Source organism: Dickeya parazeae Ech586, assembly GCF_000025065.1.
Classification (GTDB): domain Bacteria; phylum Pseudomonadota; class Gammaproteobacteria; order Enterobacterales; family Enterobacteriaceae; genus Dickeya; species Dickeya zeae.
This window is the reverse complement of the sequence record NC_013592.1, coordinates 3,494,012-3,517,850: the sequence shown is the minus strand read 5'-3', so window position 1 is coordinate 3,517,850 and position 23,839 is coordinate 3,494,012. Positions and strand designations below refer to the sequence as shown.

Annotated in this window: 19 protein-coding genes; 9 read left to right on the top strand and 10 right to left on the bottom strand. The window is 51.9% G+C overall.

Going from position 1 to position 23,839, the window contains the following annotated elements:
* The first annotated feature begins 431 nt into the window (after window positions 1–431).
* The 4 genes from DD586_RS15280 to glnB all read left to right on the top strand — a co-directional run bounded on the left by DD586_RS15280 (window position 432) and on the right by glnB (window position 4,411).
* Window positions 432–1,865 (top strand): HAMP domain-containing sensor histidine kinase, encoded by a 1,434-nt coding sequence (locus tag DD586_RS15280; protein ID WP_012885735.1) that lies wholly within the window; start codon window positions 432–434, stop codon window positions 1,863–1,865.
* Between the two features lie 2 nt (window positions 1,866–1,867).
* On the top strand, window positions 1,868–2,653 hold the full coding sequence (qseG, locus tag DD586_RS15275; protein WP_012885734.1) for a two-component system QseEF-associated lipoprotein QseG: 786 nt from the start codon (window positions 1,868–1,870) through the stop codon (window positions 2,651–2,653).
* The gene (gene glrR, locus DD586_RS15270; RefSeq protein WP_012885733.1) at window positions 2,650–3,987 is read left to right on the top strand and encodes a two-component system response regulator GlrR; all 1,338 of its coding nucleotides are present in this window, start codon (window positions 2,650–2,652) and stop codon (window positions 3,985–3,987) included. The genes qseG and glrR overlap by 4 nt, the downstream gene beginning before the upstream one ends.
* 85 nt (window positions 3,988–4,072) lie before the next feature.
* The gene (gene glnB, locus DD586_RS15265; protein WP_012885732.1) at window positions 4,073–4,411 is read left to right on the top strand and encodes a nitrogen regulatory protein P-II; all 339 of its coding nucleotides are present in this window, start codon (window positions 4,073–4,075) and stop codon (window positions 4,409–4,411) included.
* Between the two features lie 80 nt (window positions 4,412–4,491).
* On the opposite strand, the gene pemA is transcribed toward glnB, so the two are convergent.
* The 6 genes from pemA to hmpA all read right to left on the bottom strand — a co-directional run bounded on the left by pemA (window position 4,492) and on the right by hmpA (window position 13,635).
* The gene (pemA, locus tag DD586_RS15260) at window positions 4,492–5,589 is read right to left on the bottom strand and encodes a pectinesterase PemA (protein WP_012885731.1); all 1,098 of its coding nucleotides are present in this window, start codon (window positions 5,587–5,589) and stop codon (window positions 4,492–4,494) included.
* A 100-nt stretch (window positions 5,590–5,689) separates the two neighbouring features.
* On the bottom strand, window positions 5,690–7,348 hold the full coding sequence (gene paeY, locus DD586_RS15255) for a pectin acetylesterase PaeY (protein WP_012885730.1): 1,659 nt from the start codon (window positions 7,346–7,348) through the stop codon (window positions 5,690–5,692).
* 78 nt (window positions 7,349–7,426) lie between these two features.
* Entirely contained in the window at window positions 7,427–8,584 is a 1,158-nt protein-coding gene (gene pelE1, locus DD586_RS15250) for a pectate lyase PelE1 (RefSeq protein WP_012885729.1), read from the bottom strand.
* 531 nt (window positions 8,585–9,115) lie between these two features.
* A complete protein-coding gene (gene pelE2 / locus DD586_RS15245) occupies window positions 9,116–10,333 on the bottom strand; it encodes a pectate lyase PelE2 (RefSeq protein WP_012885728.1) in 1,218 nt (405 codons plus the stop codon).
* Between the two features lie 438 nt (window positions 10,334–10,771).
* Window positions 10,772–11,953, bottom strand: coding sequence for a pectate lyase PelA (gene pelA / locus DD586_RS15240; RefSeq protein ID WP_319003326.1), 1,182 nt, complete (start codon window positions 11,951–11,953; stop codon window positions 10,772–10,774).
* A 494-nt stretch (window positions 11,954–12,447) separates the two neighbouring features.
* On the bottom strand, window positions 12,448–13,635 hold the full coding sequence (gene hmpA / locus DD586_RS15235; protein WP_012885726.1) for an NO-inducible flavohemoprotein: 1,188 nt from the start codon (window positions 13,633–13,635) through the stop codon (window positions 12,448–12,450).
* Between the two features lie 332 nt (window positions 13,636–13,967).
* On the opposite strand from hmpA, the gene glyA reads away from it, so the two are divergent.
* From glyA to DD586_RS15210, 5 genes are all read left to right on the top strand, one after another.
* Window positions 13,968–15,221: a serine hydroxymethyltransferase gene (glyA, locus tag DD586_RS15230; RefSeq protein WP_012885725.1), complete on the top strand. Its 1,254-nt coding sequence runs from the start codon at window positions 13,968–13,970 to the stop codon at window positions 15,219–15,221.
* A gap of 135 nt (window positions 15,222–15,356) precedes the next feature.
* Window positions 15,357–16,505: a 3-phenylpropionate MFS transporter gene (locus DD586_RS15225; RefSeq protein WP_012885724.1), complete on the top strand. Its 1,149-nt coding sequence runs from the start codon at window positions 15,357–15,359 to the stop codon at window positions 16,503–16,505.
* A 42-nt stretch (window positions 16,506–16,547) separates the two neighbouring features.
* Window positions 16,548–17,210: a DUF1007 family protein gene (locus DD586_RS15220; protein ID WP_012885723.1), complete on the top strand. Its 663-nt coding sequence runs from the start codon at window positions 16,548–16,550 to the stop codon at window positions 17,208–17,210.
* Window positions 17,201–18,238: a nickel/cobalt transporter gene (locus DD586_RS15215; RefSeq protein WP_012885722.1), complete on the top strand. Its 1,038-nt coding sequence runs from the start codon at window positions 17,201–17,203 to the stop codon at window positions 18,236–18,238. Before DD586_RS15220 ends, DD586_RS15215 begins: the two co-directional genes overlap by 10 nt.
* Window positions 18,239–18,538: 300 nt before the next feature.
* The gene (locus DD586_RS15210) at window positions 18,539–19,660 is read left to right on the top strand and encodes an ABC transporter substrate-binding protein (RefSeq protein WP_012885721.1); all 1,122 of its coding nucleotides are present in this window, start codon (window positions 18,539–18,541) and stop codon (window positions 19,658–19,660) included.
* Window positions 19,661–19,779: 119 nt separating this feature from the next.
* Here DD586_RS15210 and DD586_RS15205 read toward each other — a convergent pair whose 3' ends face one another.
* The 4 genes from DD586_RS15205 to suhB form a co-directional block, all read right to left on the bottom strand.
* Window positions 19,780–20,571, bottom strand: a complete 792-nt coding sequence (locus DD586_RS15205; RefSeq protein ID WP_012885720.1) for an ABC transporter ATP-binding protein — start codon at window positions 20,569–20,571, stop codon at window positions 19,780–19,782.
* A complete protein-coding gene (locus DD586_RS15200) occupies window positions 20,568–21,551 on the bottom strand; it encodes a FecCD family ABC transporter permease (protein WP_226511666.1) in 984 nt (327 codons plus the stop codon). Before DD586_RS15200 ends, DD586_RS15205 begins: the two co-directional genes overlap by 4 nt.
* 102 nt (window positions 21,552–21,653) lie before the next feature.
* Complete coding sequence (locus DD586_RS15195; protein ID WP_012885718.1) at window positions 21,654–22,778, bottom strand: ABC transporter substrate-binding protein; 1,125 nt, start codon at window positions 22,776–22,778, stop codon at window positions 21,654–21,656.
* Window positions 22,779–22,963: 185 nt separating this feature from the next.
* Window positions 22,964–23,767: an inositol-1-monophosphatase gene (gene suhB / locus DD586_RS15190; RefSeq protein WP_012885717.1), complete on the bottom strand. Its 804-nt coding sequence runs from the start codon at window positions 23,765–23,767 to the stop codon at window positions 22,964–22,966.
* Between the last annotated feature and the right edge of the window lie 72 nt (window positions 23,768–23,839).

Sequence of the window (23,839 nt, the reverse complement as noted above, 5' to 3'; positions counted from 1 at the left end):
TTAAGTTGAAAACTGGCACGATGAGTGCATAATAAGTGCGCTGCTCATTCAACTGGTTATGATAGCAATGTAAAAAACATGCTCATAACGCTCGGAATGATGCCAAAAGATAAGGTGCCTATCGTCCAGCATTATTGATAACTGCCCTCGGGCTTTATCACACATCGGGCGACACGTTGAGTGAGGCACCGCCTATTCAGAGACCCGGTCAGACAGTTACTGTGTGACCGGGTTTTGTTTTGGGGCATTCACCGAGTCACTCCCAGCGCCTGTTGCGCGTTCGTTCCTTTCTGACTACCGCAATTTGCAGGGTTGCATGGCATGATTGCGGCCGTCTTCCCAAGATACTGATGGTCTGCATTTGAGCTGATACTGATAACGCGTACAATGGCGGGCGAGGTATCAGACGGTGTCCTTTGGCAGGTAACGATATGATTTCGTTGAAACGTTGGCGTTTTTTTCCACGCTCTTTGCGGCAATTGGTCATTATGGCCTTCCTGTTGGTCTTGTTGCCGTTGCTGGTATTGGCTTATCAGGCCTATGAGAGTTTGGATCACCTCAGTGAACAGGCGGCGGGGATCAATAGCACCACACTGGCTGATGCACGGCGCAGCGAAGCCATGACCACTACGGCTATCAGCATGGAACGTAGCTATCGTCAGTTTTGCGTGCTGGGCGATCAGACCTTGTCGCAGCTGTATCAAAATCAGCGTAAGCAGTATTCCCAGATGCTGGACGTGCATGCGCCGATTTTGCCTGACCCGTCTTATTATCAAAATCTGCGGCAATACCTGACGGAACTGACCGATATCCGTTGTCAGAACAACGGCCCGGCAGCCGCGTCTATTACCGTACTGGATAACTTCTCTCGAACCAATGCCCAGATGGTGCAGGCCACACGTGAAGTGATTTTCTCGCGGGGGCAGCAGTTGCAGCAGGATATCGCTGAGCGTGGCCGCTTCTTCGGCTGGCAGGCACTGGTGTTGTTTCTGGTCAGTGTGCTGTTGGTGATGCTGTTTACTCGGATGATCATCGGGCCGGTGAAAGGCGTCGAGAGAATGATTAATCGGCTGGGGGAAGGTCGGCCGTTAGGCCAGCTCATCAATTTTAGGGGGCCGACGGAAATTCGCTCCCTGGCACAGCGGATCATTTGGCTAAGTGAGCGCCTTTCTTGGCTGGAAGCCCAGCGTCATGAATTTTTGCGCCACTTATCCCATGAGCTAAAAACGCCACTGGCGAGCCTGCGTGAAGGCGCGGCGTTGTTGGCTGATGAAGTGGTGGGCACGCTAACAGACGACCAGAAAGAGGTGGTCGCCATTCTGGATAATAGCAGCCGCCACTTGCAGCAACTGATCGAGCAGTTGCTCGACTATAACCGCAAGCTGGCGGATGCACCGGCCGGGCTTGAACAGGTAGATGTCAACGATATCGTCAATATGGTGGTTGCCGCGCATAGCCTGCCGGCTCGCAGCAAACTGATGCAAACGCATGTCGAACTGAATGCGAAGACGTGTCGTGCGGAAACCACATTGTTGATGCGGGTGATGGATAATCTCTATTCCAATGCGGTGCACTATGGTCAGGAATCCGGTAACATTTGGATCCGCAGCCGCCAGATAGAGAACCGGGTTCAGATTGACGTCGCTAACAGCGGCACTCCCATTTCTGAATCAGACAAAAGTATGATCTTTGAACCTTTTTATCAGGGTGCCCACCAGCGTAAAGGCGCGGTAAAAGGCAGTGGTCTGGGGTTAAGCATTGCACAGGACTGTATCCGCCGTATGCAGGGTGAACTGAATCTGGTGGCGGTGGAGTATGCCGATGTCTGTTTCCGTATTGAATTACCATTAAACACTGAGAATTAACCATGATTGCACGGTTGTTGAGCCTTCTGCCGTTACGAAGCCTGGTGGTGCTGTTACCCGGTCTGGAGGTGATTGCCGCGCTGAAAAAACTGCTGACTGGTTTGCCCTTGCTGTTTTTGCTTGCCGGTTGTGCTCAGGATAGTGATAACCCACCTGTTGGTCGGCGAGAGGCTGAAATCGTCAGCCCGCCTAAAGCACAAGTTGCAGACTATCGCACCATGTCATGTGAACAGTTATGGCCACTCCACAATGCCGACGCGATGAATAATGCGCTGTACTGGTTGCGCGTCATGGAGTGTGCTTCACGTATGACACCGATGCAGGCCCGGCAACAGACGCTGTTGGTCGGTGAAAATGACTGGAGTGGGTTATTCCGTCAGGCCATCTTGCTGGACAATGCCGAAACCACCCCGCAAGAACGTCAACAGATTATTGAACAACTGAATCGTCAGCGGTTGAATGTGCCACTGACGTTATTGCCGTTGTTTCAGGTCTGGCTGGATAAACAGAATCTGATATTGACCCTGGCGGATGAACGTCAGCGTTTTCAGCGTACGCTGGAAAACAGCGATAAACAGCTGGAAGCGATGCACGAGCAGCAGACGCAGTTACAGTCACAACTGGAAACCACGACGCGTAAACTGGAGAATTTGACCGATATTGAACGCCAACTGTCATCGCGTAAACCGACACAGGGGGATTTGCCTGATGGTGAAAGCCGTCGGGGGAAAAGCGCTGAGAGTGAAGCACCGCCGGCTGTGGCGAAAAAAGGAATGAAAAGCGAATGACCACCAGAAAATCCGCCACCCTGCTGTTGGTAGACGATGACCCCAGTCTGCTGAAATTACTGGGGATGCGCCTGACCAGCGAAGGATTTACCGTGATTACGGCAACCAGTGGTCAGGAAGCGCTACGATTGCTGTTGCGGGAAAAAATTGATCTGGTGATCAGCGACTTGCGCATGGATGAAATGGATGGATTGGCGTTGTTTGCTGAAATTCAGAAGAATCAGCCGGGCATGCCAGTGATCATTTTAACTGCTCACGGGTCTATTCCTGAGGCGGTGGCGGCAACACAGCAAGGGGTGTTCAGCTTTCTGACGAAACCGGTCGATCGTGATGCGCTGTATAAAGCGATTGATGATGCACTCAAACTTTCACCGCCGACCAGCGATGAAAGCTGGCGCGCCGCGGTGGTGACTCGCAGCCCAATTATGCAACGTCTGCTCGAACAGGCCAAAATGGTGGCGCAGTCAGATGTCAGCGTGCTGATTAACGGCCAGAGTGGTACGGGAAAAGAAGTCCTGGCACAGGCGATTCACGCTGCCAGCCCGCGTGCGGGACGGCCATTTATCGCCATCAACTGTGGCGCATTGCCGGAGCCGTTGCTGGAGTCAGAGCTGTTCGGCCATGCCAGAGGCGCTTTTACCGGTGCTGTCAGCCAGCGTGAAGGGTTATTTCAGGCGGCGGAAGGCGGGACGCTGTTTCTGGATGAAATCGGTGATATGCCGCTGGCATTGCAGGTGAAGCTGCTACGTGTGTTGCAAGAGCGCAAGGTCAGGCCGCTTGGGAGTAACCGGGATCAGGATATCAATGTACGGATCATCTCCGCTACGCATCGGGATTTGCCCAAGGCGATGGAAAAAGGCGAGTTCCGTGAGGATCTTTACTACCGCCTCAATGTGGTGAATCTCAAGCTTCCGGCATTGAATGAACGCGCAGAAGATATTCCATTGTTGGCGAACCATTTGCTGCGTGAAGCGGCGACCCGGCATAAGCCTTTTGTGCGCAGCTTTTCGACCGATGCCATGAAACGCTTGATGGCGGCCAGTTGGCCCGGCAATGTGCGGCAACTGGTCAATGTCATTGAGCAATGCGTCGCGCTGACCAGTGCGCCGGTCATTGGTGATGCACTGGTAGAGCAGGCGCTGGAAGGGGAAAATACGGCATTACCTACGTTTGCTGAAGCACGTAACCAATTTGAGCTCAATTATCTGCGAAAATTGCTGCAAATTGCGAAAGGCAACGTCACGCAGGCCGCACGTATGGCCGGGCGTAACCGTACCGAATTTTACAAATTGTTGGCGCGGCACGAACTGGACGCCAACGATTTTAAAGAATAGTGTTAAGTTATTGTGAATTGCATGGCCGATCATGATTTCGCCGTGCTGGCTCTTGCCGCTACATAGTGATGATTAGGATTTCACCATGAAAAAAATTGATGCAATTATTAAACCGTTCAAACTGGATGATGTACGCGAGGCGTTAGCTGAAGTCGGTATCACCGGGATGACCGTAACAGAAGTAAAAGGATTCGGGCGCCAGAAAGGCCATACCGAGCTGTACCGTGGCGCGGAATACATGGTGGATTTTCTGCCGAAAGTAAAAATTGAGATCGTGGTGTCTGACGATATCGTGGATACCTGTGTGGAAACGATCATGACTACTGCACAGACCGGTAAGATCGGTGATGGCAAGATCTTTGTATTTGATGTCGCCCGCGTGATCCGTATCCGTACCGGTGAAGAGGATGAAACCGCTATCTGACCGGTTACTTTCGGCACATCGAAAGTAAAACAGCCAGCCGTTATCGGCTGGCTGTTTGTTATCAGCAACACGGTAATCGGTCAGGGGAGTGTTGGCGTCCAGTCACCCAGTATTTTGCTTTGGGTGTATTCCGCTGCCTGCGTATCGGTCAACTGCCGACGCGCTGAGCTTTTTGCAGCACCGGCACCATAAGATTTGTACTCGAAGAAACGGGAATCTTCCGGATAGAACCAGATGGTATTGCCGTCTTTGTCTTTGCCGGACATCTTGTCCCAGCCGTAAATATGGTTATCCATGCTGGTGTTCAGGAATACCGTCTGTCCAATGGCGTTCGGGTCCGCGTAACGTCCATCAGAGAAGGTCGTTGTCGGATGCCAAGGGCGCCCCAGCCCATAGCTCTGCGCTGGAACCGAGTCGCTTTCTTTAATTACGCGGCTGTTGGTGATCACCAGACCATACTTCTGGTTGATGTTGGTGCTAGGTGCGGTCAGGTAGCCAGAAACGCCGCTTTTCACATCGGCACGGTAGCGTGATACCAGATCACAGTTATTGAACAGGGCTGTGCCGTCGCCAAAGATAAAGTCAACGGTGCCGCTGATTCGACAGTCAGAGAAGAAGCTGCGCCCACCAGACACATATAGCGTGTCCTGATAGCCGACCAGGCTCACATCGTTGAAGTAAGCGCGGTCGCCGCTTTTGGTCACGTAAAGCGCAACGGCCTGAGTATCCTTGATTTTAGTACTGTCACTGTCACTTTTGGCCTGGTTGGCCGGGAAGTCAAAATCATTGCGGATAGTCAGTGATTGGGCGCTGAAATCTTTGGCGCTGATGGTCACCGTGCTGCTGCCTGCGGTTCCCCATTTGCTGCCGTCCGACTTCAGTGTTCCTGCGGCTATCGCTGCGGCGATAACAGTGCCGTTACGGCTTTCCCCTTTCAGATGCAGGTTATTACGGGTAATGGTCAGGCGCTCGTTATAGACGCCATTTTTGATCAGAATGACAAACGACGAGCTACCGGCCGGTGCGCTGGCGATAGCATCGGCGATGGTTTTAAACGTTTTGCCGTCGCTGGCGGTTTTTGACACCACAGCATTATAGGTGGTGGCTGCCTGAGCCTGATGAACGCTGAGGGCGACCATCAACGACAGCGCAAGAGTTCCAGAGAGCGTTTTTAACATACACATATTCCTTTAGTGGTAGGTGACAGAAGTCCAGATGTTTTATGAACAGACAACATCCAATAAAACGTTGCTTTGCCTAAAACGTGATTTCTCCGCATTAGCGATCCGTTGCCTGCAGCTTACTGGCCAATTCCCGTAGCGAAGGGGTTGCTTTGATCTGGTCTGCGACTATCGCGGCGACCGCCTGCGCGCCCTTTTGCTGGAAGTGGGTGGTATCAGGTTGAGTCAGGCTGCCAGCCTGATCGCGGTAATAAGGGTAGCGCTCCGGATCGACGGCCAGCCAGTATTGTTGCCACTGCTGTCCATCACCCTGATTAGCCAGCGCTAGCGTTGCAGTTTCTACATCCAATAGCGGCACCTTGTTCTTGCTGGCGGTATCGCGAATGGTCTGAGTGTAATCGCCAACAAAGGCATAGCCGCCTGCTTTGTTCTGTTTTGTCAGATGACTGTGAACAGCCGGTGTTCCATTTTTTCCGTCAGCGTTTTTGACGCGGGCTGTCGGGGTCAACAACACCGGTATCATACGATGTGCCCGTGCGTAACGGATGTAGCGTTCCAGCGAAATCTGGAACGACATATCCGGTTTGCCCTGCGGATATTGCGGCTTGCCATCCGCACTGTTGGGGTAGGTGCAAAGGTTGGCGACATCTGCAGCCCCGCGAACGGCTTTCTGGCTATCGCAGTTTTGATCGTTATGTCCCATACCGATAAACAGGTAATCACCTGGCCGCATGAATGGCTCCATCTGACGGAACCACCCTTCGTAATAAAAATCGCGTGAACTGCGTCCTGAACGAGCACCGTTGACGACGGCGAGATGGCTGTCTGGGCGTAACTGTTGTTCAAAGACCTGTCCCCAGCCCATACGCGGAAAACGCGCTTTCTCGTAGGTTGCTGCCGTCGAGTCGCTCACGATGAAAATACGGGTTCGAGCCTGTTCCAGTGCTTTGCGCTGCTGGCTGGCGCTGGCGAGATCTAACGGTTCATAACTGCCGGAGGCGTTTAATCCGACAATCGGGTGGAATCCGATGTCGGTTAGCACCGTATGGCCAGCCTCACCGCTATCATTGTGATAATTACGGGCATGGTTGGTCACCTGGAGGATCTTCGTAAAGGCCGGGGTCAGCGTATTCGGATAGGTTAATGGATCGAACTGGGTGGGGTCGGTAATACCCGCCTGTTTCAGTGCATCATCAAAACCGTTATGGAATTCACGATAAGCGGTTTCCCAGGCTGCGACGGACAAGGTGGGTAGCGTGGTGGCATTAAGTAGTTGCTGCGGTCCAATATAACCGGCTGATGTGGCGACGTCAGATAAAATACGATCGGTCAGCGGATTGATATTGATACGATTTTCATGGCCGTCGCGCAACTGCGGTACCAGTGCGCCCAGGCAAACGGCGCGAAGCTGATTACTCGTCAGGCAATGTTGTCCACCAGCTTCAATGACGGACAGACGCAGCGGTGTGACCATTGAAGAGACCTCGGCATAAAACCGCCCCTGGATATCGGTTTTCAGGCTGCGCTCTGTGCCACGTTGGTCTTTGATAAGCAAGGTGGCTGGAAAGCGTATGTCACGATACATCACCTGACCACTAATCAGCGTGTTGGGAGCCAGCGTCGCGACAGCCAATACCGGCTGTGTGGCGGAAGACGGTGTGTCCGAGGTGGTGCCTGCCGCCAGCACAACAGCAGAGGGCATACAACAAAACAGCGTGCTGAGGAAAAGCGTCCGTTGCCAGGTAGTGGTAAACATGGTGGCGACCTCTTCTGCCTGCGATTGATGTAATAAGCGGCCACTCGATGGAGTGGCCGCTGTTGTCGGCAGGGGAAATTACAGTTTGCCGTAGCCTGCGTTGTTGTTGATGCTGGTAGCCAGGCTGCTGGTCATAGTCTGAGCCGAATATTTGTACGGCAGAGTCGGTTTGTAAGCGGTGAGGCCACAAGTGTCCAGATTAGTGGTTGACGAGCCATTAACCAGTGAGCCTTTATCGGAGAAGACCTTGCTGTTGAATTGCTTCACGATGCTGCATTCCGGGTTCTTACCATCAATGCTCTTCAGGTTGGAGAGCGTGAAGGAGTTAGCTTCAGACAGGATGCTACCGCTGGTGCCCAGGCCGAAGCTGTACAGGTAAGGATAGACGCTGTGCTTCACGTCGCCCAGATATACGTTGTTGTAAGCGTGGATGCTACCGAAACGTACGCGTGGAGTACGTTCGGTTACGCGGTCAAACACGTTGTTGTGGAAGGTGACGCGCAGTTTGCCGGAATCCTGAGAGCCGTTACTGTCGCTGTGGCCGATCAGGATGGTTTTGTCGTGCAGTTCGAAGCGGCTGTAAGAAATAGTGACGTAGTCAGAGCCTTTCTTGATATCCAGTGCGCCGTCGTGTTGAACGTATTTTTCACCATCTTTGGTGGTGTATTTATCGTCAGTGAAGCTACCATCGCTGATGGTGACATGGTCAACCCAGACGTTGGTAGAGTTGTCGATAACGGCTGCATCCCACTCGGCGTTCCAGCCATCACCGGTTTCATAATGCGGCGCGACATCCACCGGGGTTTCGATATACAGGTTACGCAGGATAACGTTGCTCACGCCCTTGATAACCAGTGAACCGTTGGTGAATTTACCATTGCTACCAACACCGATAATGGTGGTATTGGACGGAATGCTGATCTGGCTGCGGGCCTTCTGGTCGTCAAAGCTGGTGTAGGCTTTGCCACCACTGATATCAATTGGTCCGGTTACTTTGATGATTTTGGGTGATGAGTCAGTTCCATTCAGGGCTTTTTTAAAGTCGCTAATGTTTTTTACTTCAACTGCTTTTGCTGCCTTCGCGCCACCGGTAGTGCCGCCGTTTTGCGTTGCCCAACCGGTTGTTGCGGCATCAGTTTCTACTGCTGCATAGGCAGAGGTAGCCATCAGTGCGGCTGTGACAATGGCAGCCAGTAAACTTTTTTTTCCTACTGAAGACACACGAGAGTTATTCATAGACCGTTTCCTTGCGCTGTAGGCGCTAATCCAAAGTGCATTGTTGAAAATCGAAAAACCGTTTGTGAAAAAATGAAATGCCATTTTGTCCTTCGGCAAGGCGGATTTTTAAGCATTTTTGATTGTATGTTTTGAGATCGAAATCTCGTTTTTTTTATGAGAGTTATTAATTTTTTCTAAAGTGTGATCGAGACCGGTAACTTTTGCTAATAGATGTTGAATTAAATTTTCTATTAAATTCAGCAATATAATTTGGTGTTTTTGTCTGTTGTAAATAATGTGGTTAACAATTGATTCGATTTTTATTAAATATAATTTTATTGATATGAGGGGCTTATGTCAGGTTAACCCCCCGGTGCTTATGGTGAAAAACGGACAGGCTTGCGAAAAACGCCGTTGTTGCAGAACTGAAACGCATCGGAGTGAGAAGAGTCGATATTCCTGTTGAGGCACTGTGATGGAAGTAGGTCAGGGAAGAGGGAAAATCATCGAGGCCACTGGTGATGGTTGCCTCGATGATTGAGCGGAGAATTACAGTTTGCCGTAACCCGCGTTGCTGCTGATGCTGTTTGCCAGGCTGGTCGTGATGGTCTGGGCGGAGTATTTGTAGGGGATTTTCGCGGTATAAGCGCTGAAACCAAAACCGCAGCCGTTTAGATTGTACGAGGCACCGTTGATGATTGAGCCTTTATCGGAGAAGATCTTGCCGTTAAACGCTTTGACCACGCTGCATTCTTTATCGCGACCACTGATCTTTTTGAGGTTATCAATGGTAAAGGCGTTGGATTCAGACAGCAGGTTACCGCTGGTGCCGATACCGAAGCTGTACTGATAACGATAGGCTTTGTGGTTAACGTCGCCGATGTAGACATTGTTGTAAGCATGCACGCTGCCGAAACGTACCCGAGGCGTTCGTTCACCGACGCGGTCAAACACGTTGTTGTGGAAGGTGACGCGCAGTTTACCGGCATCTTGTGAGCCGTTGTTGTCGCTGTGGCCGATCAGAATGGTTTTGTCATGCAGTTCGAAGCGACTGTTGGAAACGGTAACGTAGTCAGAGCCTTTCTTGATATCCAGCGCGCCGTCATGCTGGACATATTTTTCGCCATTTTTGGTGGTGTATTTATCATCGGTAAAGCTGCCATCGCTGATGGTCACGTGGTCGACCCAGACGTGATCCGAGTTATCGATCACGGCGGCATCCCACTCGGCGTTCCAGCCATCGCCGGTTTCATAATGCGGCGCAACGTCCACCGGCGTTTCGATATACAGATTACGCAGGATGACGTTGCTCACCCCTTTGATAACCAGCGAACCGTTGGTGAATTTACCTTGGTTGCCGATACCGATAATGGTGGTATTGGACGGAATACTGATCTGGCTGCGGGCCTTTTGGTCATCAAAGCTGGTGTAGGCTTTGCCACCGCTGATATCAATCGCGCCAGTTACCTGAATAATCTTGGGTGACGAATCGTTTCCATTTAACGCCGCTTTAAATTCGCTGATACTTTTCACCGCATAGATTTTGGCTGATGCCGCTTTAGCGCCGCCGGTGGTGCCGCCGCTTTGTGTCGCCCAGCCGGTAGAGGCGGTTTCTGTCGCTTTGGTGGTTTGCAGGCTGGCAGCGGAAGCGGTGGATACCATCAGCGCAGCGACGATGACGGCAGCTAACACGTTTTTCGTGGTGCCAAGTGCAGAACGTCCGGCTATTTTCTGTCTTGAAACAGAAGACATAGATAAGTTGTTCATCACGATTTTCCTTATTCCTTGTTCACGCAGTGAATGTTCCTAATGTGTCTATGGATTAACGGTGTCTCAGAAAACGGAATAGCATTTCATCTTTTGTTTTGGCGACTATTCGTGTGTTTTCAGTGTCTGTTTTGTGAACTGTTTCACGATGATGGTAATCGCTTTTGTTAACAAAAAATAATCTATTGACTAAATTTGTAACCTTGTGTTACGTGCGCGATTTTTATATTTCAAATAATATCAATGAGTTGATTGGGTGATTTTCGCTGTTTAGCGTGGGTATGATTAAATAAATTGCGTATTGGTGAGTGGGGGATACAACGCTGGTCTAACCGGCGTGGAAGGATAGGATAAGCGATGAAAAGCAAAAGTGGTGTAAAAACGGCTGCTGATGCAGCCGTTGAAAACGTGAATTCGTTGAAAACACGAAAAGGGAAATTACAGTTTGCCTGAGCCGGCTTTATCCGTAATGGATTGTGCCAGTGCAGCAGTCATTGGCTGAACGGTATAAACGTAAGGAATGGCACTGGTATAGGCGCTGAAACCACAACCCGATAGATCAACTGCGCTGCCGTTTAGTGTGGAACCGTTATCTGAAAAAATGGAGCCGTTGAATTTCTTCACAATCTTGCAGGCTTTGCTGGCGCTCAGATTCGCGATAGTGAAGCTATTGCCTTCCGATAACACGCTGCCGCTGGTACCGATACCAAAGCTGTACAAGTAGCGGTAAACCGGATCTTTTACGTCACCTTTGAAAACGTTATTGAAACTGTGAATGCTGCCGTAACGTACGCGAGGAGCGCGCTCGGTGACGCGGTTGAACACGTTATTAAACAGGGTGACGTGCAGCTTGCCTTTGTCCTGGGCGGAGTTGGTGTCGCTATGACCAATCAGCATGGTTTTGTCGTGCTGATCGATAAGGCTGTTGGAGATGGTCACGTAGTCGGAGCCACGTTTGATATCCAATGCGCCGTCATGCTGCACATAGGTTTCGCCATCTTTGGTGGTGTACATGTCATCAGTGAAGCTGCCGTCAGTGATGGTGACGTGATCAATCCACACATGGTGCGCGCCATTGGTGATATTCATGCCGTCCCACTCGGCATTCCAGCCATCACCTTTTTCGTAGTGCGGCTCGACATCAATCGGCGTCTGAATATAGACGTTACGAATGATGACGTTGTTGGTACCGTCAGTGCCATCAATAATCAGCGAACCATTGAGGAATTTTGCGTCGCTACCAATCCCGATAACGGTGGTATTGGCGGGAATCATAATCTGGCTGCGGGCTTTTTGATCGGCAAAGTCTTTGTAAGGTGTACCGCCGCTGATATCAATCGTCCCTTTTATCTGGATAATCTTTGCCGCGGTACCTGCACTTAATGCATTGGTGAATTCGCTGATATTCGTGACGATGTAGATATTGTCACTGCTTGCGGCCGCTCCGCCGGTGGTCGTGCCGTTTTGTGATGCCCAGCCGACAGAGGGAGCAGATTCCAGCGCGTTATTGTTAATCAGCTCAGCGGCGGACACACCAGAGGTCATCACGCTAGCTATCAAGGTGGCCAGCAGATAGGTTGAAGAGCGGGTAAAAGAACGTCCTGATGATGTGTTCATCATATTTTCCTTAGTTGACGCTTGTTTGAGTATTAAAAATTTCCATATATATCGAAAGGCATTTTTTATTTATTGCCCACCAAGACATCACGTCATGAATTTCACTATTTATTAACTTTCTTGCCTTAACAATAATGAATAGTTGTTTCTGATGTCGCTGAAGGGCTGCCAATGAATACGATCTATTTATTTATTTTTCAATTGAAACAAATAATGAAACAGTGTTTTAAATGTAACATTGTGTTTTTTATCTCCGATTAGAATAGATGGGTAGGGCTTTCTTTTTGTTCGGGAATAAGGTGTGGAAATGATAACTTACGTTATTTTTATTACGCCTTTTTATTTTTCCGTGTAGCGCGAAGGGGAATGAAAATGGCCTTAAAAAGCAGCGATGAGTTTATTTGGAAACCGGATTCCAGTATTTTCTTTTAGAAAATAAAACAGGCCGAATGGTCGGCCCGCTGACATTGTAGATGTAAAAATATCGTCGGTGTGAGCTATATCACTTTGTGTGGACCAAAACATTCGTAATGAATGTGTGATTCGGTAATTCCCGCTTCCAACAATTGCCGGGCAGCAAATTGCATAAAAGCCACCGGACCGCACAAATAGCACTGCAGGTCTGCCACCGGCAGTGGTGCTGGAAGGTCCTGCAACGCCATTAAGCCGTGAAAAACAGAAGTGCGTGATATCGCTTGTGGTGGGGTTTCCCGATACCAGATATAGGATTGCAACTGCGGTAACGCCGTGCCAAGGCTGGTGACTTCATCCGCGAAGGCATGTACTTCTGGGTTTTCCGCCGCATGCAGCCAGAAGATGTCACCCTGATGTTGCTGCTGTTTCAGGCTATGCAACATGCTGAGCATCGGTGTCTGGCCGACACCTGCGGAAATCAGCGCCACCGGTGTCGATGGCGCAACATCCAGAAAGAAATCGCCGTGTGGTGCAGCCAGTTCAATGACGTCACCTTCACGGGCAATCTCATGCAGGTAGCCCGATACACTGCCCATGGCTTCGCGTTTGACCGCAATACGGTAGTAGCGTCCGTTGGGCTCAGTGGTTAGTGAGTACTGACGAATTTCCTGATACTCAAAGCGTTTATCACGAATATAGACCGCCAGATACTGGCCCGGACGAAACGCAGCGATAGGGCCGCCATCCGTCGGCTCCAGCGTGAAGCTGGTAATCAGGCTACTCTGAGGCTGTTTTGATACGATACGAAACGGCCGTGTGCCGGACCACCCGCCATGTTGCTCAGCACTGTGCTGATAGATATCACTTTCCCGCTTGATAAAGACGTCTGCCAGTACGTTGTAGGCTTTGCCCCAGGCATCCAACACCGCCTGACCCGGCTTCAGCATTTCTTCAAGCGTAGCCAGCAGGTGAGTACCTACTATCTGATATTGCTCCGGGCGGATAGTAAAGCTGGCATGTTTCTGGGCGATTCGTTCGACGGCAGGCAGCAACGCAGGCAGGTTTTCAATATGCGTCGCATAGGCGCAAATCGCATTGAATAACGCTTCACGCTGATCGCCGTTACGCTGATTGCTCATATTGAAGATATCTTTCAGTTCCGGATTATGCTGAAACATCCGTTGGTAAAAGTGCGCAGTCAACGCTGGGCCAGTTTCAGCCAGTAACGGTATTGTGGATTTAATGGTGGCGATGGTTTGTTGATCCAGCATGGTGAACCTCTTCATTGTTGTCTTTTAAGTTGTATTTAAAATACATGTTATTGGAAAGGGCTCCGTCTGTAAATACCTGGCTGTGCGATAGGCAAAAGGGAAGGGTGAAGATGGTGTGTATGAAAAAAATGCAGGCGGCGGATGAGAAAAAATCAGCCAGAACGATAAATCCCGGCAGGATGGGAAGCCTTGTGTAGCCTGTAGCTAATCGTTTGCGTAAAAACCTCTGTCAAGCTCTATCATCCCCAGTCCAAAACGGTTTACACTATGCACCCACGGCCCCCCGGGGTGATTTTAATAAAGAAGCACGTTAGCTGAGTCAGGAGATGCGGATGTTAAAGCGTGAAATGAACATTGCCGATTACGATGCCGAGCTATGGCAAGCAATGCAGCAAGAAGTGGTGCGTCAGGAAGAGCACATTGAACTGATTGCGTCAGAAAACTATACCAGTCCACGCGTCATGCAGGCCCAGGGGTCTCAGCTGACTAACAAATATGCCGAAGGGTATCCGGGCAAACGCTACTACGGCGGTTGCGAATACGTCGACGTGGTTGAGCAACTGGCGATCGATCGCGCTAAAGAACTGTTCGGCGCTGATTATGCCAACGTTCAGCCGCACTCAGGTTCTCAGGCTAACTTTGCTGTCTACACCGCGTTACTGCAGCCGGGCGATACCATTCTGGGTATGAACCTGGCGCACGGTGGCCACCTGACTCACGGCTCCCCGGTTAACCTGTCGGGTAAGCTGTACAACGTCGTGCCTTACGGCATTGATGACAGCGGTAAGATCAACTATGACGAAATGGCTGAGCTGGCACGCACGCATAAGCCGAAGATGATCGTGGGTGGCTTCTCCGCCTACTCCGGTATCGTTGACTGGGCGAAAATGCGCGAAATCGCTGACAGCATCGGCGCTTACCTGTTCGTCGACATGGCGCACGTTGCGGGTCTGGTTGCGGCGGGTGTTTACCCGAACCCGGTTCCGCATGCGCACATCGTGACGACCACGACGCACAAAACCCTGGCGGGCCCGCGTGGTGGCCTGATCCTGGCGAAAGGCGGCGACGAAGACCTGTACAAGAAACTGAACTCCGCCGTGTTCCCTGGCGGACAGGGTGGCCCGCTGATGCATGTTATCGCCGGTAAAGCGGTAGCGCTGAAAGAAGCGATGGAGCCAGAGTTCAAGACTTACCAACAGCAGGTTGCGAAAAACGCCAAAGCGATGGTGGAAGTGTTCCTGTCTCGCGGTTTCAACGTGGTGTCTGGCGGTACCGACAACCACCTGTTCCTGCTGGATCTGGTCAGCAAGAATCTGACCGGTAAAGAGGCGGATGCTGCGCTGGGTCGTGCCAATATCACCGTCAACAAAAACAGCGTACCGAACGATCCGAAGAGCCCGTTCGTGACCTCTGGTATCCGTATCGGTACACCAGCGGCAACCCGTCGTGGCTTCAAAGAAGCGGAAGTCCGTGAACTGGCTGGTTGGATTTGCGATGTGCTGGACAATATCAATGACGAAGCGGTTATTGAGCGCGTCAAACAGAAAGTGCTGGACATCTGCGGCCGTTTCCCGGTTTACGCCTGATAGTCTTGCCTGATGTGCCCGACTTTGTCGGGTATGTTGCTCACGCCAGCCTTAGGGCTGGCGTTTGTTTTTCTGCTTCCCGTTGCGTCTGTTCTGGCTCTCTGACAGAGTAACCGACCGTAGAGGGGAGACAACATGGTTTTACAATCCACATATTGGCTGGCACTCAGCTATTTCACCTATTTCTTCAGCTATGGCATTTTTTTGCCTTTTTGGGGCGGCTGGCTCAACGGCGAAGGGCTATCCGCTGAGTCGATCGGTATCCTGCTGGGCGCTGGGCTGGTAGCCCGATTTATTGGCAGTCTGTTTATTACACCGCTGGTGAAAGATCCTGCCCGGTTGATTAGTGTATTGAGATTGTTGGCATTGCTGTCGGTGCTGACATTCATCGGGTTCTGGTTGGGCAGCGCCTGGCTCTGGCTCCTGATGGTCATGGCGGGGTTTAACCTATTTTTTGCACCCTTGATTCCACTGACGGACGCGCTGGCGGCGACCTGGCAAAAACAGATGCCGCTCGATTACGGCCGGGTGCGCGTCTGGGGGTCCATCGCATTTGTAATAGGCTCCGCCGTGACCGGGCAACTGGTTGCCGTCTGGGGGCATCAGGCGATTTTAGTCACTCTGGCAGCCGGGTTGCTCTCAATGCTGCTGGGGATGATGTTACGGCCACATGTGATGCCAGCCTCGGTAAAACGTCACCAGACACAAACCACCGCTACGCCATGGCGTGTTTTGCTGCGTGAGTCTGCGGTCTGGCGTTTCTTATTGTGTGTGTCTTTGTTGCAGGGGGCGCATGCCGCTTACTACGGCTTTAGTGTGATTTACTGGCAGCAGGCGGGGTATTCAGCGGCGGTTATCGGCTATCTGTGGTCGTTGGGTGTGGTCGCGGAAATCGTGGTTTTTGCACTGAGTAAACGCCTGTTTGGGCATTGGAGTGCATCCGGGTTGCTGATATTGTCCGCATTGTGCAGCGTGGTACGCTGGAGCCTGATGGGGGCGACGGTGTCGCTGCCATGGTTGATTGTGATGCAAATCTTGCACTGCGGCACCTTTACGGTTTGCCATCTGGCGGCGATGCGGTTTATCTCTTCCCGTCACGATGCTGACGTACTGCGCTTACAGGCGGCGTATTCCGCGTTGGGCACGGGGGGCGCGGTTGCGGTGATGACGGTAGTATCAGGGTTCCTGTTTGAGCATTTGCAAGGTAGGACCTTTTGGATAATGGCATTGCTGGTGTTACCTGCGTTCATGTTGCGTCCGCAGGTGAGTACTCGCTCGCGCTAAGTGAATGGGCATCGGTGTCAGGTGAAACGGTCAGGATAAACAATGTTACATTATAACAATTTAGGCTTTTCATTCCGTTGGGTAAGCTGCCTGTTATTGACACTGCTAGCGTTATCCGGCCCGGCATTGGCCCATCCACACAGTTTTATCGACATGAAAACGACGGTGGAAGGGAAAGACGACCTGATAACCGGATTGCGTATGAACTGGACTATGGATCCTATTACTTCCGCCGATTTGCTCTATGATGCCGGTAATGCGGCGAAAGATTCCGACGTGTGGAAAAAACTGGCGGCGGAAGTGATGGCGAATGTACTAGGACAGCATTACTTCACCGATGTTTATCGAAACGGAAAGCCTGTGAAATACCTGTCGCTGCCAACGGAATATCATCTCTCCCGAGCGGGCAATAAGGCGGTGCTGGAGTTCGTGTTGCCATTGGCTCACCCGCAACCGCTGGCAGGGGCACCGTTACTGATTTCCACCTATGATCCTTCCTACTTCGTGGATATGTCGTATAAAGACGATAAAGCGATTCAGATTAGTGCGGCGCTGGCTGCACGTTGTAAAACCACGCTGATGACGCCTAAACCCGATGCCTCGCTGCAGTCCTATGCGCTGTCGCTGGATAAAAACGCGAAACCCTCTCAGGACATGGACTTGGGAAAACAGTTTGCTCAACAGGTGACGTTGCAATGTCAGTAAACCACTCGCGAGTTTCCGCTAATTACCTGCGCTGGTGGCCGCTGGCGCTGTTTGTGCTGCTGATGGGGGTTGCCGTATGGCAGGCGTGGGTCTGGTGGCCATCGCTCTTGCTGCAAAGTGTTGAATGGCAGCGATCTTTGCATCAACAGATGTCGGATTTGATGGAGCAGGTGCATGCCAGACCTCAACAGGCTGGCTGGACGCTGGTGATGTTCAGTCTGGTCTACGGTGTGCTGCATGCTATTGGTCCCGGCCATGGCAAAGTGGTGATCGCCACTTACCTGGCGACGCACCCGTCCCGACTGAAAAGCAGCCTGCAACTGACCCTGGCGGCCGCGCTGTTACAGGGGCTGGTCGCGATTGTTTTGGTGACCGTCGTGCTGGCGGTGTTGCAGCTTTCCAGCCGGACTTTGCATATCAGCAGTTTCTGGATGGAAAAACTCAGCTTTGTGTTAGTGACAGGGCTTGGGGGATGGTTGTGTCTGCGTGCGCTGCGGCGCCTGCTGACGGTGTTGTTCCCCCAGTCTAAACCACGAATTCACGCATTAACGCCGCTGAACGCACCGGTGCCGGGTCGTCGGCTGACACCGCCTGCCACACGCCATCAGCATGACGCGCATTGCGGGTGTGGTCATCAGCATGTGCCGTCGGCAGACACGTTAAACCACAGTGATGGCTGGCGAACCCGCCTGATGGTCGTATTGGCGATGGGAATGCGCCCGTGTTCCGGTGCTGTCCTGGTGTTGTTATTCGCCAAAGTGCTGGATGTGTTTGTCTGGGGGGTGATCTCGGCTTTGACCATGGCGTTGGGAACGGCGCTGACGGTTTCGCTGTTAGGCGTGGCGGTATTGTTCTGCCGTCGTCAACTGGAGCGTTTAAGTCGTGATGGGACACCTTCCCGCTGGCAACCCTTTCTCTGGTCGGCCTTATCGCTAGCCGGTGGCATGATGCTGACCTTTGCCGGTATTGTACTTTATCTCACCAGCCAACCCGATGTGATGGGCGGCATTCGACCATTGATGGGGTAGGTACCGTTATCTCCCTTCGCATCGTCATCTGGCCCACAGTTTTCCAAATAGCAGTTCTCTAACGCTCAGTTTCCTAAAATTCTGTGCGTTAAGCGCATTGTCACTCTGTAAAGCAGAAGGGGGCGTTAACACCGCTCTATGTCGTCTGCCTGTCTGTATCCTCTGTTCATTTCCTGTCCACACAGTTACTTATCCTGTTCTTTTCCTGTGAAAAATATTGCTCCAAAGCCGAGGCAACTTTATTATTTATTTGAATGATAATCAGTATCATTATCTATTGAGTAATCAGGGAATAACAGAATGAAAAAGTGGTTGTGTGCCGTTGGCATGGTATTGGGGTTGGCGTCGGCCGTCAGGGCGGCACCGATAATGATTGAAGATGTCAGCGGCAGAACCGTTGAGATCAAATCTGAAGTCAAACGGGTGATTTTGGGGGAAGGGCGGCAGATTTATCTGCTCGCGGCTTTTGATACCGAAGCCCCGTTCCAGCGCGTGGTCGGCTGGCGGGATGACTTGCCGAAAGCAGACTATGACAGCTATCTGGCTTATGAGCAGAAGTATCCACAGATTAAACAGTTGCCGACCTTCGGTGGTGCTAAAGACGGTACTTTCAACGTAGAACAAGCCGTGAATCTGAAGCCGGATTTGGTGCTGATGAATCTGGAAGCGAAAGCCGCGACCGATGAGGCTAAGCTGATTGAAAAGCTCGGCGGTTTGGGCATCCCGGTGGTCTTTATCGACTTTCGGGAAAAGCCGTTTGAAAACGCAGAGAAAAGCATTCGCATCATGGGGAAACTGCTGGGTAAACCAGAGCGTGCTGAGGCCATTATCCAATTCCGTCGCCAGCAGATTGAGGTCGTGACCGAACGCCTCAAACAGTATCAGGGGCCACGTCCGAAAGTTATGATCGATCGCGCAGGCGGTTATGACGAAGAGTGCTGCATGTCATTCGGCAATGAGAACTTCGGGAAAATGGTGGAAGCCGCCGGTGGCGTGAATATCGCTAAAGGTATTATTCCAGGTACATTCGGTACGCTAAACCCGGAGCAGATCATCAGCGCGCGCCCGGATGTGGTGATCGTCACCGGTGCTAACTGGAAAAACTACAATACCGCCAACGGTTGGGTCGGTGTTGGTCCCGGTGCTGACAAGTCGCAGGCGTTGCAGCGTTTGCAGAAACTGATGGAGCGCCCTGCATTTAAAACCTTGCCAGTTGCCACCAACGGTAAGGCGCATGCCATCTGGCATCAGTTTTATGACAGCCCATATCAGTTTGTCGCGATTCAGGTGATAGCGAAGTGGCTGCATCCGGATTTATTTAAAGATATCGATCCCGATGCGACTTTCCGCACCTTCCATGAGAAATTCCTGCCGCTGCCGTATCAGCCAGGTTATTGGGTGACGCTACCGGCGAAATCCTGACAGACGACTGCTGCCTTCATCGGGCGGCTGACCGCTCAATAAAAAAGCCCCGAACCAGTAACTGTTCGGGGCTTTTTTCAGTGCTTATTAGACGGGTTAGCGGGTTCGCAGCGGGAATTTCACAGCCGAGGTTCAGTGACCAGCCCGTCGATCATCACTTGTGGAATACCGCGCGAGCAGCGTTCGATGCGGCCACGCACGCCATACACCTGAGCCAGACTGTCTTCACTGATCACGTTAGCAGGCTCGCCATCGGCGATCAGTTTGCCGTCTTTAAGCATCAACACATGGTCGCCATGACGCAGTGCGATATTAATGTCATGCACGACTACTACCGTCACAATATTGCGCTTACGGGTTTCCTGGCGGACCAGGTCCATGACGTGATACTGGTAGTTGAGATCCAATGCACTGAGTGGTTCATCAAGCAATAGCAGTGAAGGCTGGCGAATCAGTGATTGTGCCAGCCCGACCAACTGTTTCTGACCACCAGAGAGCTGATCCAGATAGCTCATTGCCAGATGCGAAATACCCAGTTGTCTGAGCAGCGCCAGCACTTCATCTTCGTTACTGTTGTGATGCAGCCCGCCGGATGCACGCTGGGCGACGATAATCGATTCCAGTACGTGGAGATGTACGCCTGCGGGCAATGATTGCGGCAGATACACCACTTTTTCCGCCCGTTTGGCGAAAGGTAACTGCATCAGGTTGACGTCATCCAGCAACAAATCGCCTTGTGCCTGCCCCAAACCGGCCAACGCGCGCAGCAGTGTCGATTTACCGCTACCATTTGGCCCCAACAATACCGTGATCTTACCGCGTGGCAGGAGTGGCACCGACAGGTCGTTAATGATGTTTCGTTTGGTGTAACCCGCAGAAAAACGCGAAATCGACAACCCATTGTGACTCATACGTTCCCCCGGTTACGCAGAATAATACTCAGGAAGAAAGGAACCCCTACCAGCGAGGTGACAATCCCAACCGGAATAATGACGCCGGGCAGCAGGTTTTTGGACGCGACCGATGCCAGCGACAATACCAACGCGCCCGTCAGGGCACTGGCCGGTAGATAAAAGCGGTGGTCTTCGCCGAAAATCATACGGGCAATATGGGGGGCGACCAGGCCGATAAAACCAATCGGCCCGACGAACGCGACCGACAGCGCTGACAGGAAACTGATACGCAGCAGCGTCGCCAGACGCAAACGACGCACGTTGATGCCAAAGCTGATGGCGCGATCTTCACCTAAACGCAGTGCGGTCAACTTCCATGAGCTCATCATGGACAGCGGCATCACCACGGCCAGAACGGCCAGCAGAATACCGAGTTTCTCCCAGGAGGAACGGGCCAGGCTACCCATCGTCCAAAACACCAGTCCTTGCAGCGTGTCTTCGTTGGCGACGAACTGCAAAATAGATACCAGCGCGTTAAACGTGAACACCAGTGCTATACCGAATAACACCACGCCAGAAGTCGCCACCTTCGTCCAGCGGGTAATACCATCCAACAACAGGGCCGCCAGTAGCGCAAACAGGAAGGCGTTAGCTGAAATGAACCATTGCGCCGGAACGCCGGGAATACCAATCCCCAGTACGATTGCCAGCGCCGCGCCAAACGCCGCCGCCGAAGAAACCCCCAGCGTGAATGGGCTGGCTAGCGGGTTATTCAAAATGGTTTGCATCTCTGCGCCAGCCAATCCCAGCGCCAAACCGACCACCACCGCCATTAGCGCGTAGGGCAGACGGATGTCCCAGACGATGACCCGGCTACCGGCATCCGCGTTAGCCGGGTCGGTCAGTGTCTGCCACAGCACATCCAGTGGCAGGCCGGAAGGGCCGAGCATAAAGTCCAGCAGCAGGGAGGCTACAATCGCGACTGCCATCACCGCCATGATCACCAGCCGATGGCGGATGACGGCATTGTAATGGGCTATCGCGCTGTTTTCAGCCGTGCTGACACGGCTGATGGAGGATTCGGTGGTTACACTCATGGGTTAATTAGCCAGTTTACGGGCAAACACAAAATTGTCGTCAGGTAAGGTGGTGAAATGGCGAACGATGTAGTGATAGGTCTCGTCCGGGTTCAGATTGCTGAACTGCTTCGGGTACACCGCTTTGGCCAGATATTCCATACCAACGATGTTGTACGGATGGTTATAGAAGTGGTGGTAAACCCCATAGACCTGACCCGCTTTAATCGCAGGAACCTGGTCAATACCGGTACGGCTCAGCAGTGCTTTGGCTTTTTCCTGGATATCGCTGTCGCTGGCACCATAGCCAAATGGCAGAATTTTGCTGGTACCGTTACCACGTTTGGAGCCGGTCATGATGTAGGTATCCGGTTTTTCACTGATCACTTTTTCCAGTGAGACAAAACCCGATGCGCCGGGCAGCAAACCGGAGCCGATATTTTTCGCGCCGATGGCTTCCAGCAGGCCACCCCAGCCATTGTGGCCGTGAGTGAAGCAGCACGCGTCAGTGTTGCCAGCGATAGGTTCGATAAATACGGTGGGTTTGGGGGTGATACTGGCGGTCACTTTCTGAATATCACTAAAGTGCTGGCGGTAAAAATCAGTGTAGGCTTTGGCGTTTTCTTCGCGGTTCAACACCTTGCCAAGCAGGTCAACGCTGGGAGCGGTGTTTTGGGCCGGGTTGATTTCATAGTCCACAAATACCAGCGGAATGTGCAACGCATTCAATTTGCTGATGACGCCATTTTCCATCAGCGCCGGTTTGGCGCGGAGTTGGGCGATCATCAAGTCTGGTTTTTTAGCCAGAATGCTTTCCAGTTCCACGTCGCCTTTGTCGCTGAACCCCATGTCGAGGATGCCTTCAGACTGTGGCCATTTGCTCTTCAACAGATCCCAGGTAGCGGTGTCTTGTTTCTTGGGCAGATTGTTCCAGGCAACCAGTCGGTGGAACGGATTATCGCGATCTAACAACGCCATCGACATGATGTCGCGGCCGTCCTGCAAGACAACGCGCTGCGGTTCCTGGTTGATGGTGACGTGCTGTCCATCGATATCGGTCACGGTGAGGGGATACTGGGTGGCTAAGCTGGCGAAGGAGGTGGTCAGTGTGGTAGCCAAAAGAAGAGAACGCCATGATTTCTTTAACATAACTTATCCTGTCATTAACCGCTGTGTGATAGGTCAATTCTGAATCGAGTGAATAGGAAATGAATGAGTTTAATAATTATTATCATATAAGGTTAAACTCTCACTCAATAGGACTGAGTTGTAAAGAAAAATAACAGAGAGAAATCATAGCGTGGGCATGGCTGATGACATGCCCACAGGAAGGGTTAGCGCTTAAGTGCGTCGCTTAACTGGTCGCGGATGGTGGACAGCAGGGATTTCACTACGCGCGGGTTACCCGCAACAATGTTACCGGAAGCGAGGTAGTTATGACCGCCAACGAAGTCGGTCACGATGCCGCCAGCTTCACGTACCAGCAGCTCACCGCCAGCGAAATCCCAGGGTTTCAGGCCGATCTCAAAGAAGCCATCTACGCGGCCTGCTGCCACATAGGCCAGATCGAGCGCAGCGGAACCGGTACGGCGGAAGTCGGCGCACTGGCTGAACAGGGCTTCCAGTATACGCAGATAGCTGGCGCTGTGCTGTTTGTGTTTGAACGGGAATCCGGTAGCAAGAATAGTGCCGTCCAGATCGCGGGCGTTGCTGCCGCGCAGGCGATAACCGTTTAACTGTGTGCCCTGACCACGGGTGGCGGTAAACAGTTCATTACGCATTGGATCGTAGACAACGGCGACTTCGGTGCGGCCTTTGACGCGAACGGCGATGGAAACAGCAAAATGGGGGAGACGTTTGATGAAGTTGGTCGTGCCATCCAGGGGATCGATAACCCATTGCACGTCCTGATCTTCACCCACCATTTCACCGCATTCTTCACTAATGATGGTGTGCTGCGGGTAGGCTTTACGGATTACCTCGATAATCAGGCGCTCTGCATCGCGATCAACGTTAGTGACAAAATCGTTACTGCCTTTCTGGCTGGCCTCAACGGCGTCAGGTGTTTCATAGTTTTTTGCGATCAAGTTGCCGCCTTTGCGCGCTGCGCGCACGGCGATGTTAAGCATCGGATGCATGGTATCGTCCACAAGAATGTTAAAGAACAGAAAGCGGCGCGAAGTATAGCAGATAGCAGGAGAAAGAGAAAA

Bases quoted from the DNA above. Each gene is read 5' to 3' on its own strand.
- DD586_RS15210 (WP_012885721.1), top strand. From the start codon at position 18,539: ATGAAAAAGTGGTTGTGTGCCGTTGGCATGGTATTGGGGTTGGCGTCG.
- glrR (WP_012885733.1), top strand. From the start codon at position 2,650: ATGACCACCAGAAAATCCGCCACCCTGCTGTTGGTAGACGATGACCCC.
- DD586_RS15205 (WP_012885720.1), bottom strand. From the start codon at position 20,571: ATGAGTCACAATGGGTTGTCGATTTCGCGTTTTTCTGCGGGTTACACC.
- DD586_RS15195 (WP_012885718.1), bottom strand. From the start codon at position 22,778: ATGTTAAAGAAATCATGGCGTTCTCTTCTTTTGGCTACCACACTGACC.
- DD586_RS15280 (WP_012885735.1), top strand. From the start codon at position 432: ATGATTTCGTTGAAACGTTGGCGTTTTTTTCCACGCTCTTTGCGGCAA.
- paeY (WP_012885730.1), bottom strand. From the start codon at position 7,348: ATGTTTACCACTACCTGGCAACGGACGCTTTTCCTCAGCACGCTGTTT.
- DD586_RS15200 (WP_226511666.1), bottom strand. From the start codon at position 21,551: ATGGCGGTGATGGCAGTCGCGATTGTAGCCTCCCTGCTGCTGGACTTT.
- pelE2 (WP_012885728.1), bottom strand. From the start codon at position 10,333: ATGAACAACTTATCTATGTCTTCTGTTTCAAGACAGAAAATAGCCGGA.
- glyA (WP_012885725.1), top strand. From the start codon at position 13,968: ATGTTAAAGCGTGAAATGAACATTGCCGATTACGATGCCGAGCTATGG.
- DD586_RS15215 (WP_012885722.1), top strand. From the start codon at position 17,201: ATGTCAGTAAACCACTCGCGAGTTTCCGCTAATTACCTGCGCTGGTGG.
- DD586_RS15220 (WP_012885723.1), top strand. From the start codon at position 16,548: ATGTTACATTATAACAATTTAGGCTTTTCATTCCGTTGGGTAAGCTGC.
- pelE1 (WP_012885729.1), bottom strand. From the start codon at position 8,584: ATGAATAACTCTCGTGTGTCTTCAGTAGGAAAAAAAAGTTTACTGGCT.
- DD586_RS15225 (WP_012885724.1), top strand. From the start codon at position 15,357: ATGGTTTTACAATCCACATATTGGCTGGCACTCAGCTATTTCACCTAT.
- pelA (WP_319003326.1), bottom strand. From the start codon at position 11,953: ATGATGAACACATCATCAGGACGTTCTTTTACCCGCTCTTCAACCTAT.
- glnB (WP_012885732.1), top strand. From the start codon at position 4,073: ATGAAAAAAATTGATGCAATTATTAAACCGTTCAAACTGGATGATGTA.
- suhB (WP_012885717.1), bottom strand. From the start codon at position 23,767: ATGCATCCGATGCTTAACATCGCCGTGCGCGCAGCGCGCAAAGGCGGC.
- pemA (WP_012885731.1), bottom strand. From the start codon at position 5,589: ATGTTAAAAACGCTCTCTGGAACTCTTGCGCTGTCGTTGATGGTCGCC.
- hmpA (WP_012885726.1), bottom strand. From the start codon at position 13,635: ATGCTGGATCAACAAACCATCGCCACCATTAAATCCACAATACCGTTA.
- qseG (WP_012885734.1), top strand. From the start codon at position 1,868: ATGATTGCACGGTTGTTGAGCCTTCTGCCGTTACGAAGCCTGGTGGTG.